Annotated in this window: 18 protein-coding genes; 9 read left to right on the plus strand and 9 right to left on the minus strand. The window is 45.8% G+C overall.

All coding sequences use genetic code 11. The features are described 5' to 3' along the window. Nucleotides 1–43: 43 nt before the first annotated feature. Nucleotides 44–334: a hypothetical protein gene (locus tag KEF85_RS00470; protein ID WP_215582546.1), complete on the minus strand. Its 291-nt coding sequence runs from the start codon at nucleotides 332–334 to the stop codon at nucleotides 44–46. Between the two features lie 269 nt (nucleotides 335–603). Here KEF85_RS00470 and KEF85_RS00475 point away from each other — a divergent pair, with 269 nt between their 5' ends. After that, entirely contained in the window at nucleotides 604–1110 is a 507-nt protein-coding gene (locus KEF85_RS00475) for a C40 family peptidase (RefSeq protein ID WP_246535001.1), read from the plus strand. A gap of 22 nt (nucleotides 1111–1132) precedes the next feature. Here the strand turns inward: KEF85_RS00475 and KEF85_RS00480 are convergent, their stop codons facing one another. Together KEF85_RS00480 and KEF85_RS00485 are read right to left on the minus strand one after the other, a co-directional pair. After that, nucleotides 1133–1801, minus strand: a complete 669-nt coding sequence (locus KEF85_RS00480) for an NAD(P)H-dependent oxidoreductase (protein ID WP_215582547.1) — start codon at nucleotides 1799–1801, stop codon at nucleotides 1133–1135. Between the two features lie 13 nt (nucleotides 1802–1814). After that, nucleotides 1815–2567 carry a DUF5765 domain-containing protein gene (locus KEF85_RS00485; RefSeq protein ID WP_215582548.1) on the minus strand — a complete coding sequence of 251 codons (753 nt, stop codon included), beginning with the start codon at nucleotides 2565–2567 and terminating at the stop codon, nucleotides 1815–1817. 28 nt (nucleotides 2568–2595) lie between these two features. Between KEF85_RS00485 and KEF85_RS00490 the strand changes: the two genes are divergently transcribed. From KEF85_RS00490 to KEF85_RS00505, 4 genes are all read left to right on the plus strand, one after another. Continuing rightward, complete coding sequence (locus KEF85_RS00490) at nucleotides 2596–2778, plus strand: hypothetical protein (RefSeq protein WP_215582549.1); 183 nt, start codon at nucleotides 2596–2598, stop codon at nucleotides 2776–2778. Nucleotides 2779–3041: 263 nt separating this feature from the next. Continuing rightward, nucleotides 3042–4355: an FAD-binding oxidoreductase gene (locus KEF85_RS00495; RefSeq protein WP_215582551.1), complete on the plus strand. Its 1314-nt coding sequence runs from the start codon at nucleotides 3042–3044 to the stop codon at nucleotides 4353–4355. Further along, nucleotides 4352–5089: an SDR family oxidoreductase gene (locus tag KEF85_RS00500; RefSeq protein ID WP_215582553.1), complete on the plus strand. Its 738-nt coding sequence runs from the start codon at nucleotides 4352–4354 to the stop codon at nucleotides 5087–5089. The genes KEF85_RS00495 and KEF85_RS00500 overlap by 4 nt, the downstream gene beginning before the upstream one ends. Nucleotides 5090–5139: 50 nt before the next feature. Next, nucleotides 5140–6417, plus strand: a complete 1278-nt coding sequence (locus KEF85_RS00505) for a hypothetical protein (protein ID WP_215582555.1) — start codon at nucleotides 5140–5142, stop codon at nucleotides 6415–6417. 30 nt (nucleotides 6418–6447) lie between these two features. On the opposite strand, the gene fcl is transcribed toward KEF85_RS00505, so the two are convergent. The 6 genes from fcl to KEF85_RS00535 form a co-directional block, all read right to left on the minus strand. Further along, complete coding sequence (fcl, locus tag KEF85_RS00510) at nucleotides 6448–7422, minus strand: GDP-L-fucose synthase (protein ID WP_215582556.1); 975 nt, start codon at nucleotides 7420–7422, stop codon at nucleotides 6448–6450. Between the two features lie 5 nt (nucleotides 7423–7427). Further along, nucleotides 7428–8549 (minus strand): GDP-mannose 4,6-dehydratase, encoded by a 1122-nt coding sequence (gene gmd, locus KEF85_RS00515; RefSeq protein WP_215582557.1) that lies wholly within the window; start codon nucleotides 8547–8549, stop codon nucleotides 7428–7430. 249 nt (nucleotides 8550–8798) lie between these two features. After that, nucleotides 8799–9044 carry a YfhL family 4Fe-4S dicluster ferredoxin gene (locus KEF85_RS00520; RefSeq protein WP_215582558.1) on the minus strand — a complete coding sequence of 82 codons (246 nt, stop codon included), beginning with the start codon at nucleotides 9042–9044 and terminating at the stop codon, nucleotides 8799–8801. Beyond that, the gene (gene coaD, locus KEF85_RS00525; protein WP_215582559.1) at nucleotides 9045–9533 is read right to left on the minus strand and encodes a pantetheine-phosphate adenylyltransferase; all 489 of its coding nucleotides are present in this window, start codon (nucleotides 9531–9533) and stop codon (nucleotides 9045–9047) included. 212 nt (nucleotides 9534–9745) lie between these two features. Then, nucleotides 9746–11092, minus strand: coding sequence for a S41 family peptidase (locus KEF85_RS00530; RefSeq protein ID WP_215582560.1), 1347 nt, complete (start codon nucleotides 11090–11092; stop codon nucleotides 9746–9748). Nucleotides 11093–11130: 38 nt separating this feature from the next. Further along, a complete protein-coding gene (locus KEF85_RS00535; RefSeq protein WP_215582561.1) occupies nucleotides 11131–12357 on the minus strand; it encodes a murein hydrolase activator EnvC family protein in 1227 nt (408 codons plus the stop codon). A gap of 409 nt (nucleotides 12358–12766) precedes the next feature. Here KEF85_RS00535 and KEF85_RS00540 point away from each other — a divergent pair, with 409 nt between their 5' ends. The 4 genes from KEF85_RS00540 to KEF85_RS00555 all read left to right on the plus strand — a co-directional run bounded on the left by KEF85_RS00540 (nucleotide 12767) and on the right by KEF85_RS00555 (nucleotide 15046). Further along, nucleotides 12767–13087, plus strand: a complete 321-nt coding sequence (locus tag KEF85_RS00540) for an ArsR/SmtB family transcription factor (protein ID WP_215582564.1) — start codon at nucleotides 12767–12769, stop codon at nucleotides 13085–13087. Nucleotides 13088–13182: 95 nt separating this feature from the next. Further along, on the plus strand, nucleotides 13183–13554 hold the full coding sequence (locus KEF85_RS00545; RefSeq protein ID WP_343222134.1) for a rhodanese-like domain-containing protein: 372 nt from the start codon (nucleotides 13183–13185) through the stop codon (nucleotides 13552–13554). Between the two features lie 23 nt (nucleotides 13555–13577). After that, nucleotides 13578–14045 (plus strand): protein-export chaperone SecB, encoded by a 468-nt coding sequence (gene secB, locus KEF85_RS00550; protein WP_215582568.1) that lies wholly within the window; start codon nucleotides 13578–13580, stop codon nucleotides 14043–14045. A 5-nt stretch (nucleotides 14046–14050) separates the two neighbouring features. Continuing rightward, complete coding sequence (locus KEF85_RS00555; protein WP_215582569.1) at nucleotides 14051–15046, plus strand: NAD(P)H-dependent glycerol-3-phosphate dehydrogenase; 996 nt, start codon at nucleotides 14051–14053, stop codon at nucleotides 15044–15046. Nucleotides 15047–15290 lie beyond the last annotated feature (244 nt).

Below are 15290 nucleotides of genomic sequence, written 5' to 3' on the forward strand. Positions count from 1 at the left end.
CGTTTCAGGCGTTTGCCCTAATCCGCCCGCAGGCATGATGAACTTAGGCGCTTAAACGACGGCTAACTTCAGCCTCTACCAAAGTGTCGTAGTGGCGTTGTAAGCTAAAGTCAGTAGGGCGTGGCGGCAGTCCAAGCAGCACTTCACTGCGTAATTGGGTAATAAAGTGCCGTTTCAAGGCCGAATCTTCCGGCAATACGCCGGATTTTCCAGGGTTTTCACCAATAGTGGCCAGCACGCTTGGGGCTTTGCCGGTAAACTTGCTAAACCAGGCGGAAGGTACAAAAACATAGGCTGCAAACAGCAGCGCCATGATAACTAAAATTTCAGGCATAATTGACTCCAAATCGATATAAAAAACGGCACATATCCGCTGCTGTGGTGTGGGTCGGCTGCGAATATCACAACAAAGCAAGCTATGTGCCATGTATGTAAGGCTAGGAAATATCCGGTGTGAGGGGGAATTTACAGATAATTTTGTCGTATAAAATGTAGTAATACTCACAAAATTAATAATGAAATAGGTGGCTCAACTTAACATTTCCTGCTTGAGGAATGCCAAATGGGCTAACATCAATCACCAGCAAATATCAGACTGAATAGATGACGTACACCCAGCCCATTTTACGGCATTTCCAGCTTTTAGCACTGATTTTTATATTAGTGCAGTTGTTTGGCTGTAGCAGCAGTAAAAAACTGTCTTTGGGGCCCGATACCCGAAGTGGTACAGCTTTGCATCACAAGGTGGTCAACGATGCCTTGCAGTTACAGGGCCAGCCTTATGTGATGGGTGGGGAATCCCCGGACGAAGGCTTTGATTGCAGTGGTTTGGTCTATTATGTCTATAACAAGCAGGGTTTAAAATTGCCGCGTGATACCTGGTCATTGGGTAATCAGTTGCCATCGGTGCAAATGGATGAACGTCAACCGGGTGATTTGGTGTTTTTCAGCATAGGTCAAAGACCGCTATCGCATGTAGGTATTTATGTGGGTGATGACCGCTTTGTGCACGCAGCCAGTAAACATCGCGGTAAAGTCATCGTGTCGGATTTAAAGGATCCCTATTGGCATCATCACTTCAGCGCGGTGCGTCGTCCACATTCCCGTTAAATCAAATTTTGGCAGGCTGATCCTAAAACCATTCTACAATGTCGGTAAGGCTTTGCCGGGTTTTTGGTCGGGCTGGTTCAACTTTACGGTAACCGAATGCAAGCAGATAGGCTACTTCCCAGCCTTGCAAATCAACACCCATTTCGGTAGCCAATACCTGCTCCACACCGGTTTTCTCAAAGCCTTCAATCGGGCATGAGTCTATGCCGATTAATGCTGCCGCTGTCATCATATTGGCCAGGGGTAAATAAGTTTGTTTACCCGCCCAGTCACTCATATAACGTTCCTGATCCAGTAAGGCAAAATCCTCACGCTGAAATTTTTCCAGAATCCGGCAACGGGCTTGGATGGCTTCTTCAGGAAATTGCTGCACTACCCGCATAAAGTTTTGTACATAGTCGCTGTCATAACGCATGTAGCGGCTCTTGCGCAGCAGCGTCACTATCACATGACTGGCAGTGGGCAGCTGTTTTTGCCCACCCCAGGTATGTTGTTTCAGTTTTTCCCGCAACTGCGGATTTTGCACCACCAAAAATTTCCAGGGTTCCAGGCCAAACGAGCAGGGCGACAATCTGGCCGTTTCCAGAATCAAATCAAAATCGGTATTAGTGATCTGGCGGCTGGCGTCAAACTCCTTGCAAGCGTGACGAAACCAGAACGCATCTAGAATTTCCTGGTGATTTATGGTCATAGTTTATTGATTATCAAAGGTTGTCGCCAACTTCTCTCTCATAGAAGAACCATTTTTTTACATGTAAGTGCTTTCTGATCGGGGTTTTAATCACCGAAACGCACAATGCTATCGAAAACAGGCACCAGACGGCAGCATATTCATTAGGATCATTGGTGGTGACATCCGAAATCCACGGGCCTATCAAATAATGAAACCCGACAAAGCGCCAGGAGCCGTAAATAAGCGGTAAATAGAACGCCGCCAGAATATATGAAAATGCATGCAGGCCCCAGTTATAGCCCAGCAGCCACTCGACTGGGCCTGACATCAGGCCATTGAGCGGCATTTGCCAGGCGATATGCCATTCTCCCGATACCGAGCAGGTATGCACTCCGCAAAACCCTTCAGTACCCGGCACACAAGTACCAGCCCAGGCAAATGGGTACATTTTGATCAGCATGGCCAGTGAACTGATGGCACACAAGGTATACACCGTGGTACGGATTTTCAATTTCACGCTTTCAGGGATGAAATACATTGCCACCATATTGACAAAAAACGGCTGAAAAGCGATGTGTAAATATCCCAATAGCGTCAATACCTGATTGTTAGGGTTGTCGCATAGATTGATATAGACATAAGTTGCGGCCTGTAATAATTCCATTAAAGCAAAATACGTTAATGGGATCCAAAGTTCTTTGGATTCGCCTTTATACGCAACGTAAACAGCCGTTGTTAAGCCTGCAGCCGCCAAAACGCCCGATGCTTCTCCGCTCCAACACATGGAATTACCCCTCTTATTCTTATAATATTTGGCCGAAGCCAAGGCTAAAAACCGCAGATTATCCCACAAAACCAGGCGGGATTTGGCCGATTTTGGCAAAACCGGCATACTCTGGGTCAATCTGTCATCCAACTGGGCAAATGTAGCCGGGGCAATTGATGTCTCGTCGCTGAATAGGGTGTTCCAGCAACGCAAAGAAAAATTAGACTAAATAAGGCTTAAGTTGTAATAATGCTCAGGCATGATGCCGGTCAATGTTTAATTCAAAGAGACAGGGATATGACAAGGAGAATAGTTTCATTTTCAGCTTAGTGTTAGCCGCCTAATGCTTCTGCACGCCAATAAACCATTTGCCTTAGCCTATCCTATTCTTGATTAATCTGGATAGGGTGAGCATGATAATTAATGCCCGCGTCACAGCGCAACATTATGTTTGGTTGATGTCTTTTATGTTCAATTTTCAGCTTGCCGCATATGTCTAAACAAATATTAAGCTCGTGGGGGCGTGTTAACCAGTATGAAGTGGAGACATTGGCGCTGACTTCACGCTTTGATGATCTTTCGGCAGCCGATGCCGGCAAAACCATGCTGCCTTATGGCAATGGCCGCAGTTATGGTGACAGTTGTCTGAATGCCGGCGGTACCGCATTGCAATGCCGTAGCCTATCCCATTTTATCGATTTTGATCCGGCTACCGGCATACTGATTTGTGAAGCCGGCGTATTATTGGCGGAAATCTTGGAGATGGTAGTGCCGCAAGGCTGGTTTTTAGCGGTGACACCCGGTACCCGTTTTGTTACGGTAGGTGGTGCTATTGCCAATGATGTGCACGGCAAAAATCATCATGTAACCGGTACTTTTGGTTGCCATGTCCGCCGTTTCGAGCTGCTGCGCAGTTCTGGCGAACATTTGCTGTGCGCGCCGGACAGCAATGCGGATTACTTTGCCGCCAGTATCGGCGGTTTGGGTTTGACAGGGGTAATCACCTGGGCCGAGCTGCAATTACGCCGTATTCGCAGTCCCTGGATAGATGCCGAGACTATCCGTTATACCAGTCTGGATGAATTTTTTGCTTTATCAGCCCAATCAGACCGCGATTATGAATATACCGTATCCTGGGTGGATTGTGCCGGTAAGGGTAAAAGCTTGGGCAGGGGCTTATTCGTGCGCGGTAATCATGCCGCAGTCAATCCAGATCAGCTCTATCGTCCCAAAACCCAGACTTTTCCGGCGGTAGCACCGGTGTCTTTGGTTAATGCTTTGACTCTGAAAGCCTTTAATACGCTGTATTATCACAAACAAATCGGCAAGGTCAGTCGGCAGATTCAACATTATCAGCCGTTTTTCTATCCCTTGGATGGGCTTTTAGAGTGGAATCGCTTGTACGGGCCGCGTGGTTTTTATCAATATCAGTGCGTATTGCCAAGCCAATATGGTCGCGCCGCTGTTGCCGAACTGTTACAGGAAATTGCCGCCAGCGGTATGGGTTCTTTTCTGGCAGTTTTGAAATTATGTGGCGATATGCAGTCGCCGGGCATGTTGTCTTTCCCTTTGCCTGGGGTCAGTTTAGCGCTGGATTTCCCCAATCGCGGTGCCGATCTGCACCGACTGTTTACCCGGCTGGATAGCATTGTCAGTACGGCTAATGGCCGGTTATATCCGGCAAAAGATGGCCGGATGCCAGGGCAATTATTTCGTAGTGGTTATCCGGGTTGGCAGGGGTTCAGTGCTTATCTGGATCCCAGGTTTTCATCGTCATTTTGGCGCAGAGTAGTTGAGGATATATGAGAAAAGTTTTAATAGTAGGTGCGGCATCGGCAATCGCTACAGCAACGGCACGGTTATGGGCGGTCTCTGGAGATTATTTGTTTCTGGTTGGCCGCAACGCTCAGAAGCTGGAAGTGCTGGCTGAGGATCTGCGGGTTAGAGGCTGTCCTAAAGTCGAAATTTATGCCCTGGATGTCAATGATTTTGCTGCGCATGGCGCCATGCTGGACGCCGCCGAACAAAGTCTGGGTGGTTTGGATACCGTACTGATTGCCCATGGCAGTTTGCCGGATCAACAGCAATGTCAGGTTTCGCTTGAGCTTACCCTCCAGGAAATCAACACCAATGCGCTCTCGGTGATCGCTTTGTTGACGCTTATAGGCAATCGCTTTGCCGAAAAGCATACCGGCACCATCGCGGTTATCTCTTCCGTGGCTGGTGATCGCGGTCGCATGAGTAATTATGTTTATGGTAGCGCCAAAGCCATGGTCAGCACTTTTAGCGCTGGTTTGCGGCAACGCTTACAAAAATCCGGGGTAACAGTATTAACCATCAAGCCTGGCTTTGTCGATACCCCAATGACGGCTGCTTTTAAAAAAGGCTTGTTATGGGCATCAGCTGATCAAGTGGCAGCAGACATCGTCACGGCCGTCAACAAAAAAACAGCTGTACTGTATACCCCGTTTTTTTGGCGCTATATCATGCTGATTATCAAAATTATTCCAGAAGCACTGTTTAAAAAGCTTTCCCTGTAATAAACGCTAAAATTTAACGGACTACCTTTAATTTTGTTGGGATGACAACTATGCCGAATAATCCAACTCAAAAGCCTGCAAAATATGACAAATTGATCATTTTGGCGGTGTTAATTGCTGCTGCTGTTGCTGTGACATTGATCAGCTTGAATACCTTAGTTAAGCCGGATGAACTTACTTGGACGCCTTGGGCGTTTTATGAATGGATGATCAATTACCAGGCGGGTTTTGTGCGGCGTGGTCTAGTGGGTGAATTGGTACAGCGTTTCTACTTCAACCATGAAGCGCAGGCCCTCAATTATTTGGCATTTTTCAGCGGCATTTTGTTTATCGGTTTTTCGATACAGCAAATTCTGATCAATCCACAAGTACGCCAAACCGCTTTATTGTATAGCTTTGCGCCCACCGGGTTTTTTTGGATAGCAGTGGCCAATGAATATTATTTTCGCAAGGAAATACTGTTCTATTTGGCAATCTTTCTGGTGTCAGCCTTATATAGAAGTTGGTACAGCCGGCGCAGTAAATGGTTGGCAATTTTAGTGTTGGGGCTGATCATATTGTTTTCCTCGGTCTTACCGTTTGTGCATGAAGCCTATCCTTTCTTTTGCGGACTGATTTTTGTATCCATCATTCAGAAAATCATTACAGCTAACTACGGTAAAGCCAAGGCAAGCTTGGCTATTCAGGTCTTTATTGCCGCTAATCTACTAATGTTCGTCTTTATGTCGATCAATAAAGGCAATGTCCTGATCAGTCAGCAAATCTGGGCTTCGCTTTCGGTTGATGCCCGCCATTTTTCAAATAATAATCAAATCAGTGGCGGTATTGCCTCTATCGGCTGGTCTTTATTGGGTGGAGTCGCTTTGCCGGTTCACGCCATATTATCCGGTATGGGCAGTTATTATCTGTTCCCTTTGCTGCTGGTGTATTTAATTACCGGTTACATTTATGCAAGTTTAGCTGAACAACCCTTGTTTGTTGCTTATACCAAACCGGTTTTTATCAGTAATTTTGTGCTGGTGTTTGTAGGATTCCTGCCCTTGTTTATGCTGGGCTGGGATTGGGGGCGATGGATAGTAGGTATCTTTGTGGTATTGTCAGCACTGATTTATTCCAACCTATTGATCGAACTACCTCAGCAAACGCTGATCGCGGTCACAGGCTTTTTGCAAAAAAGGCTAAAGGCAATATTCCTGATAGCCATTTTGTTGATCTCATTGGTTACCAAAACCCCGGAGTGCTGTATTTCCGGCAGTGGTGCTACGCTCTGGGACAATAAATTGGTTACACTACTTATTAAGACGTTAAAAAATTCAGGGCAGCATTGATCGGCACTGCCCTGAATTTCTAAGCTCGGCTTACTTGGCTTTGAACTCGTCCTGATGGTCGAGAAACCACTGATAAGTAGCGCGTAATCCGGGTTCCAAATCAATGTTAGGCTGCCAGCCCAAGGCGTTAATTTTGGTGGTATCCATCAATTTACGTGGTGTACCGTCTGGCTTGCTGCTATCCCAACTGATTGAACCGGTAAAGCCAGTCACCTTACCTATGGTTTCTGCCAGCTCTTTAATGGTTACGTCAGTACCGGTACCAACATTGAGATGGGAAAGCATGGGTTCAGTTACCGACTGATAATGCGCCTTATCAAGATTAAGTACATGTAGGCAGGCGGCAGCCATATCGTCGACATGTAAAAATTCGCGTTTGGCGTTGCCGCTGCCCCAGACACTGACAGTGGCGGCATTATCGATTTTGGCTTGATGAAATTTACGGATCAAAGCCGGTATTACATGGCTGTTTTCCAGATGAAAATTATCATTTTGACCATATAGATTGGTCGGCATTACTGATCGGTAATCGGTGCCGTATTGCCGGTTATAAGACTCACACAATTTAATACCGGCAATCTTGGCGATTGCATAAGGTTCATTGGTGGTTTCCAAAATTCCGGTTAATAAAGCCGATTCCGGCATGGGTTGCGGAGCAAATTTCGGATAAATACAGGAACTGCCCAAAAACAGTAGCTTTTGACAACCTGATTGCCAGGATTCATGGATAATATTAGCTTCCATGATCAAGTTTTGGTAAATAAACTCAGCCGGGAAGATATTATTGGCATGAATACCGCCCACCTTGGCCGCCGCTAAAATTACCAGATCAGGCTTTTCCTGCACAAAAAAGCTGCGCACCGCCTGTTGATCGGTCAAATCCAGTTGGGCGTGAGTACGTACCACAATATTAGTGTAACCGGCAGCCAATAATTGTTGATGAATAGCTGAACCGACCATCCCTCTGTGACCGGCCAGATAAATCTTTTGATTAATGTCAGTCATAATGCTTACTCTTTGCTGACGACGACGTCGTAACCCTGATTTTTTAGCAGAGCATGTTGTTGGGCTTGTTGAAGATCAGATGCCACCATTTCGGCGATCATTTCCTGTAAGGTAATCTGCGGTTCCCAGCCGAGTTTGGTTTTGGCATAACTGGGGTCGCCCAGCAAAGTTTCAACCTCGGAAGGCCTGAAATAACGTGGGTCAATAGCCACAACCACTTGGCCAACTTGGATGCCTGGCGCCTTATTTCCGGAAATAGCAGCAACATAGGCTTTTTCCTCAACGCCGAGTCCCTCCCAGCGTAAGCTGATACCCAGTTCCTGAGCAGCCATGTCTATAAATTGGCGCACCGAATATTGGATGCCGGTAGCAATCACAAAATCTTCAGGTTTTTCCTGTTGCAGCATCATCCATTGCATACGCACATAATCTTTGGCATGTCCCCAATCCCTTAAGGAGTCGACATTACCCATATATAAACACTGTTCCAGACCCAGAGCAATATTGCTTAAGCCTCGAGTGATCTTGCGGGTGACAAAGGTTTCGCCACGACGCGGCGACTCGTGGTTGAACAGGATGCCGTTGCAGGCGTACATGCCGTAGGCTTCGCGGTAGTTAACCGTAATCCAGTAAGCGTAAAGCTTGGCGACTGCGTAAGGTGAGCGCGGATAAAAAGGTGTGGTTTCCCGTTGCGGAATTTCCTGAACCAGACCATACAACTCCGAAGTCGAAGCCTGATAAAATTTGGTGGTTTTTTCCAAGCCTAAAAACCGGATGGATTCCAGCAGGCGCAAGGTACCAATGCCATCCACATCTGCAGTATACTCGGGCGATTCAAAGGAAACCGCAACATGACTCATTGCACCGAGATTGTAAACCTCAGTGGGTTTGGTTTCGCTGAGAATCCGAGTCAGGTTGGAGCTGTCAGTGAGGTCGCCATAGTGTAGGTAAAACTTGGGGTCTTTGATGTGTGGGTCTTGATAGATGTGATCAACCCTGGCAGTATTAAAAAGCGAGGCCCGCCTTTTGATGCCGTGAACCTCATAGCCTTTTTCTAATAAGAATTCAGCTAAATATGAACCGTCCTGCCCGGTTACGCCTGTAATTAATGCTACCTGCTTGCGCATATCTGATCCTAAAATAAAAACAAACTTATAAAGACAACTTGATAATTTCCTAATCTTACACCAAAAATGGCTCGTTTATATGAATTTTGACGATGCATTTCGATTCTTGGTTAAATGTTGCAACTGAGTCGGGTTACCATCCATGGTTTCGACAATCGTCAACCGCCTTCCCAATAGTGAGCCGTCATGCGGACTTGCACTTTTGAATAAGGCACTATGCTCATAAATACAGTTGCTTAGTCGCTGTGTCTATGCTGTCAGTAGGACAAACTTTCGATACAGGCTGTCCTTGTCCTCGATATTTTCGGGGTCCTTGCTGATGCAATCAACCGGGCAAACAGCGATGCATTGTGGGGTATCGTGGTGACCTACGCATTCGGTGCACTTATCGGCGGAAATAATGTAAATTTCTTCGCCTTGCGAAATAGCGCCATTTGGGCACTCAGGTTCACAAACATCACAGTTAATACATTCGTCACTGATTAACAGGGCCATTTATCGCTCCGTAGAGAATTTTTTAATTAAGCGTTCTCTGACTGAAAACGGTACAAAACTGGAGACATCACCTTTAAAGTGAGCAATCTCCCTAATCATGCTCGAGGAAATAAATTCATATTGTTCGGCTGGCGTTAAAAATACGGTTTCAATTTCCGGCGACAAGCGTCTATTCATACTCGCCAGCTGAAATTCATATTCAAAGTCGGATATGGCACGTAAGCCACGAATAATCACAGAAGCATGATGATTCTTGGCACATTCCACCAGCAGCGTGTCAAAACCAATGACTTCCACATTTTCAAAATCCATCACCACCTCATTAATCATGTCCACTCTTTCGGTGAGGGTAAACAAGGGCTTTTTGCCGTGACTGGAGGCTGCCGCCACAATTACCCGGTTGAAAAGTTTAGAGGCTCTATGGATCAGGTCAAGATGGCCATTGGTTATTGGGTCAAAAGTGCCCGGATAAATTGCCGTAATATTCATGTGCCTAAAGCTGTGCTAAAAATCTATTTTAACCGATTCGTAATAGTTACAGTACGTGATGGTTGTGTCCCTTTTACTATTCCGGGTGGAACAGCAGACTATATAAAATCGGTAAAGTGCCGCAGCAAAGCCGGTGATCTGGTTTGTTGTCCCAGATTGTTCGATTTGTCGGTCAGGTGGCGGCAACATCCTTGTTGCCTGAATTGTTAGCCTTAATGTTTTAGGATGCCAATACCTTTCAATAAATTGAGTGCTTCGTTTAATGGATAATCACGAGTGTTTTTTTCGGCATCATCATTTTCAGCACTGTCGTCATTGTCTTTATCGATAGCTTTGCTTTCGTCAGGTGCCTTGGTTTTTTCCGGATTTGCCAAATGGTGCGTCAAGTCGGCTTCTTTAATGCTCTCAAATTTGGTTTTTTCGATAGATTCCAGTTTGACGCGGGCCAGTTTGACATCCGGTTCTATACCTTCAGCCTGAATTGATCGGCCGGATGGGGTGAAATAGCGCGCGGTGGTAAGTTTAATGGCGGCACCATTACTGGTAGGCAGAATGGTTTGTACCGAGCCTTTACCAAAGGATTTTTCGCCCATGATGATTGCGCGTTTATGATCTTGCAAGGCGCCGGCCACAATTTCTGAAGCTGATGCAGAACCGCCGTTGATCAAAACCACAATAGGTGCACCGGCAATAACATCATCAGGAGAGGCATTAAAACGCATTTCCGAATTTTTAATCCGGCCCTCGGTAAACACAATCAGTCCAGATTCAAGGAATGCGTCGCTGACATCGACAGCAGCATTTAACACGCCGCCCGGATTGTTGCGTAAATCCAGTACCACGCCTTTTAACGGACCTTCATTTTCTTTTTTCAAATCATTCACCGCATCAATCAAACCCTGACCGGTGCCGGATTGGAAGCTGCTGATCCGCAAATAGCCATAATTTTTTTCCAGCAGACGATGTTTGACGCTTTTAACTTTAATAATATCGCGGGTAATGGCGAATTTTAACGGTGCTTCGGCGCCCTCGCGCACTACTGTCAACACAATTTCGCTACCCGGTTCGCCGCGCATGGTTTTTACGGCATCAGCCAGAGACATGCCTTTGACCGGTTTGTCATCTAAACGGACAATCAAATCGCCGGCTTTAATACCGGCACGCTGAGCTGGAGTATCGTCTATCGGTGAAACTACTTTAACAAAGCCGTTTTCCATGCCGACTTCAATACCCAAACCACCAAATTGGCCGGTGGTACCTTCCTGTAATTCTTTGTATTCTTCACTGCCCAGATAGGCTGAGTGTGGATCCAGCCCGGACAACATGCCGCGGATAGCGTCTTCCAGGAGTTTTTTGTCAGAAACGGGTTCTACGTAATCTTGCTTGATTCGGCCAAAAATTTCAGTAAAGTTGCGTAATTCATCAAACGGTAAGGTCTGCAGTTCTTCGGCTTTTGCTGGGGGCGTGTCTTTTTCTGCCAGCACGCTGCTGCATAAGCTTAGGGTTGCCCCAGAAATAATCCCGATCAGTAAAATTAAAATGTTTCTGTGTTTTTGCATGTGTTTTAAAACTCCAACGACCTGTTTGCTATAAAAATTCAACCTTTCCCGGACTTTTTGCACCAAAGTTCTGGATTAACCGGTTTGCCGTTTATCCTGATGCCAAAATAAAGTGCAGCATCTGAACGTCCCCCGCTACGGCCTACCGAAGCCACAACTTCTCCGGCTTTAACGTGTTGTCCAATGCTTTTGTGCAAACTTTGATTGTATGCGTATAGGCTCATATGACCCTTATCGTGTTCAACAATCAGCATTAGACCATAACCGCGCAACCAATCGGCAAATACGATACGTCCCGCAGCAATGGTATGAATATCTGCACCCTCTTTTGCACTAATCACAGTGCCATCCCAGGTTGTTTCAAAACGGCGCTGGCCGAATCGCTCACTAATTACACCTGGTACCGGCCAGGGTAGCTTGCCTTGCAGAGCGGAGAAAGCCTTGTCACCAGAATTTTCTTTGTCAATAGCTTGCAGAACTTCTGTTGATTCCTGATGCGCCGGGAGTTGTTGAGGACTCTTTTCCACGGTAGATGGGGGTTCATGGCTAGCATTATCATCAGTTTTTGGTAATGACGCCAGCAGCGCCTCTAATTTTTTCTGGTTCTGCACCAGTCTGTCCATTTCCTGGTTTTTTAACCGATAATCATTATTGGTTTGCGCCAGTAGTTTTTCGCGTTGAATTTTCAGTAATTGCAAGGTATCAGTTTCATGCTGTTTTTTTTGCAAGCTGCTCTGCAACTGTTCCGTATCGCTGTGTAATTGGCTCTCCAGCTCGCGCAGGGCGCTAAAGTCCTGCTCTATGACCAACAGCTTTTCTAAGCGGGCTTTACTGATATAGTCATGGTAAACCAGCATGCGGCCAGATAGTCCGGGGTCATGCTGGTTAAACAGCAGTTTTAAACCCTCCTGATTACCTATGGCATAAGCTGATTTGATCAAGCCCTCCAAGCTGTGCTGTTGTGCTTGAATATTGTGCTGGGCGCTGGAAATCTTGCTGCGGGTTTCTTGTAAATGGGCTTCTTGTCGGCTGATATCAGCTTTAATATCTATCAAGGCATTGACCATTTCGCCGTATTGTTTTTCCAGCTTTTTTAATTGTTCAAGCTGGGCTGTTTTTTCCGCAGCCAGATTTTTCAGCTCCGAATCGACTTGCTGCACCTTAGATTGCACAGCATTTAATTCTCTGGATTTTTCGGAAATAGCCGTGGCCGCAGCGCAACGGCTAATCCCCAAAATCAGCAGCAAGCCGAGAGCGGGTTTCATGCCGCTTAAACTAGCGCCCGTTTAATCATTTCAACGGGCTGGCAAATGCCAAATGTTGAGGACGCAGCAATGGCATTATGGTTTTGTTCCGTACCTGGGCCAAAGTCGCTAAGTATCAGCATCAGCAGGATTTTGGGCCGATTTGCCATTTGTAAGCTCCAAACATTTAGTTTTTGCAAATGTTCCACGAAAGCGTCAGTAGATCACAAACCGATTGGCTTACCAATTTTGATTTGGTGGCTGATGCAGGTTTAGGTATTGACAATAAAGCGTAGTCTGTTAGATTGACCGAGCTAACGATGTATAATTACTACTCAATTTACGATTGCAACATTATACCAGCACGCTTAGTCTGGCGTGATGTGAAATAAGCCCTTAGTGCGGCAATAATTGTTATTATTCTTAATATATGAATTCAACCGACAGTCACATCCTATACGAAGATTCCGATATCAATCGTGCCGCTTGGTGCTTAAAAGCCATGTCTCACCCGTTGCGCTTAAAGATACTATGCGTACTTGGCAGTAACTCTATCAGTGTGCAGGATATCGTTGAAAAAGTCGGTACCAGTCAAAGCAATATTTCTCAACATCTGGCAATTATGCGTGACAAAGGTATTCTCGACTTCAAGAAAGAAGCCAATCGCGTTTACTATTACATTGACGATGAACGAGTGATTCATCTTATCCAAATGATGCGCGGCGTGTTTTGCACCAGTTTGCCCCTTTAATCTAATAAACTATTTATCCCCTACTGATGGACCAATATATCGAATTTGCCACCAACCACTATTTGCTGGTTTTTGCCTTGGTTTGCGTTATCTTTTTGCTGCTGCAAGAGTTTTTGGGCAATGCCTTCAATAAATATGAAAGCATTTCGCCATTGATCGCCGTGACCAAAATGAACGACGAAAACAGTCTGATTGTGGATGTCCGGGATCCGCAAGAGTTTATAAAAAGTCATATTGAAGATGCCCAAAATATCCCCTTAGCCAAGCTTGAAGAGCAATTGCCCAAGCTTGGTAAACATAAAAGCCATCCTCTGATTGTGGTTTGCCAAACTGGAGCTCGTTCTGCAACAGCAAGTAAAACCTTATCGAAAGCCGGTTTTGAACAGGTGTTTAACATGGCTGGTGGTATGCAGTCATGGGAAGACAATAAACTGCCCATTAAAAACAGCAGTAAAAATAAAGAATAAATTTTACCATCAGGAGTTTGACTATGTCAGAAGCAAACGGAGCAGCCGAAAAGCAATTCGCTATCCAAAAGATCTATACCAAAGATCTCTCATTCGAAACACCCAATGCGCCGAAAATTTTTACCCAAAAATGGGAGCCGGCCGTCGATTTTAATTTGGCTACTCAAGTCGAACCATTGGAGAATGGCGTTTTTGAGGTGGTGTTGACCATCACCGTTACAGTAAAAATTGAGGAAAATATCGCTTATCTGGTTGAAGTAAAACAGGCGGGTATTTTCTTGGTTAATGGATTTAACGAGCAGGAAATTGGCCCGATGCTGGGAAGTTTTTGCCCTAACATTCTGTTTCCCTATGCCCGTGAAGTGGTGTCGGATTTGGTTAATAAAGGTGGTTTTCCGCAGTTGATATTGGCGCCAGTCAATTTTGATGCCTTGTATGTCCAACATATCCAACAGTCTCAGTCAGCGCCTGAAGCCAAGACATTAAATTAAGTTTAATGTCCGCTATCAGTATTCTGGGTGCCGGTTCCTGGGGCACCGCGTTGGCCTTACTTGCAGCCAGAAATGGTTACGATACACTGTTATGGGGCCATAATCGGCAGCATATCGCCAACTTGGCGAGTGAGAGGATCAACCAACGGTACCTGCCGGGGTTTCACTTTCCAGAAAATCTCAGTGTCAGCGCAGATTTACAGGCAGCAGTTGTGGCCAGTGATCTGTTGCTGATCAGCGTGCCCAGCCATGCTTTTAAAAGTACTTTGCTGCAAATCAAACCATTTCTGCATCAAAATCTGAAAATTGCCTGGGCCAGCAAAGGGTTTAATCCTGAGGACGGTTTGTTGCTTAGTCAGGTTGTGGTTAATGTGTTGGGGGCCGATGTCAAAACTGCCGTGTTGGCAGGCCCTACTTTTGCCGGAGAGGTCGCTGCTGATTTGCCAACTGCTGTGACAATAGCCTCTACTTCAGAAGACTTAACAAGTCAGCTCACCCAGGTCCTACATAATCAGCACTTTCGGACTTACACCAGTACCGATATGGTTGGAGTACAGGTTGGCGGGGCTTGTAAAAATGTGTTGGCTATAGCTGCCGGGATAGCAGATGGTCTCGGTTTTGGTGCCAATACCAGAGCGGCATTGATCACTCGTGGCTTAAGCGAAATTATGCGCATCGGGCATAAGTTGGGTGGCCGGCAAGACACCTTTATGGGCTTGACCGGACTGGGCGATTTGATATTGACCTGTACCGACAATCAATCCAGAAATCGGCGTTTTGGTCTGGCATTAGGCCAAGGTAAAAGTTGGCAGCAGGCGGTTGCCGAAATTAATCAAGAAGTTGAAGGCATATCGGCTGCTCAGGAAGCTTATGGTTTGTCACAGAAGTACCATGTTGAAATGCCGATTACTGAGCAGGTTTACAATGTCCTGTTTAACCAATTGGCGCCCAAGCAGGCGGTCAATAATCTGTTGGCGCGGCATCAAAAATCCGAAATTTAGTTTGGCTCACATTCTAAGCCGATAGCTGTTCCGGTCAATACTGATTGACCAAGCCGTAATGAGCCGCTTGGTTCAGATAATTTGCTAAACCTGAATTACCCGAATCCACAGAGTCGGGAGTGAGTGATTTGCTGGCCAAATTACCTGTTTCAGGATTAAATCTTGGCCCGATTAGGTGCATTTAATACAGCTCAACCCCTCAATATATTAGAAAATTATTATTTTATAATATTCTTGTTTATAT

It is taken from the genome of Methylomonas paludis (assembly GCF_018734325.1).
GTDB lineage: Bacteria > Pseudomonadota > Gammaproteobacteria > Methylococcales > Methylomonadaceae > Methylomonas > Methylomonas paludis.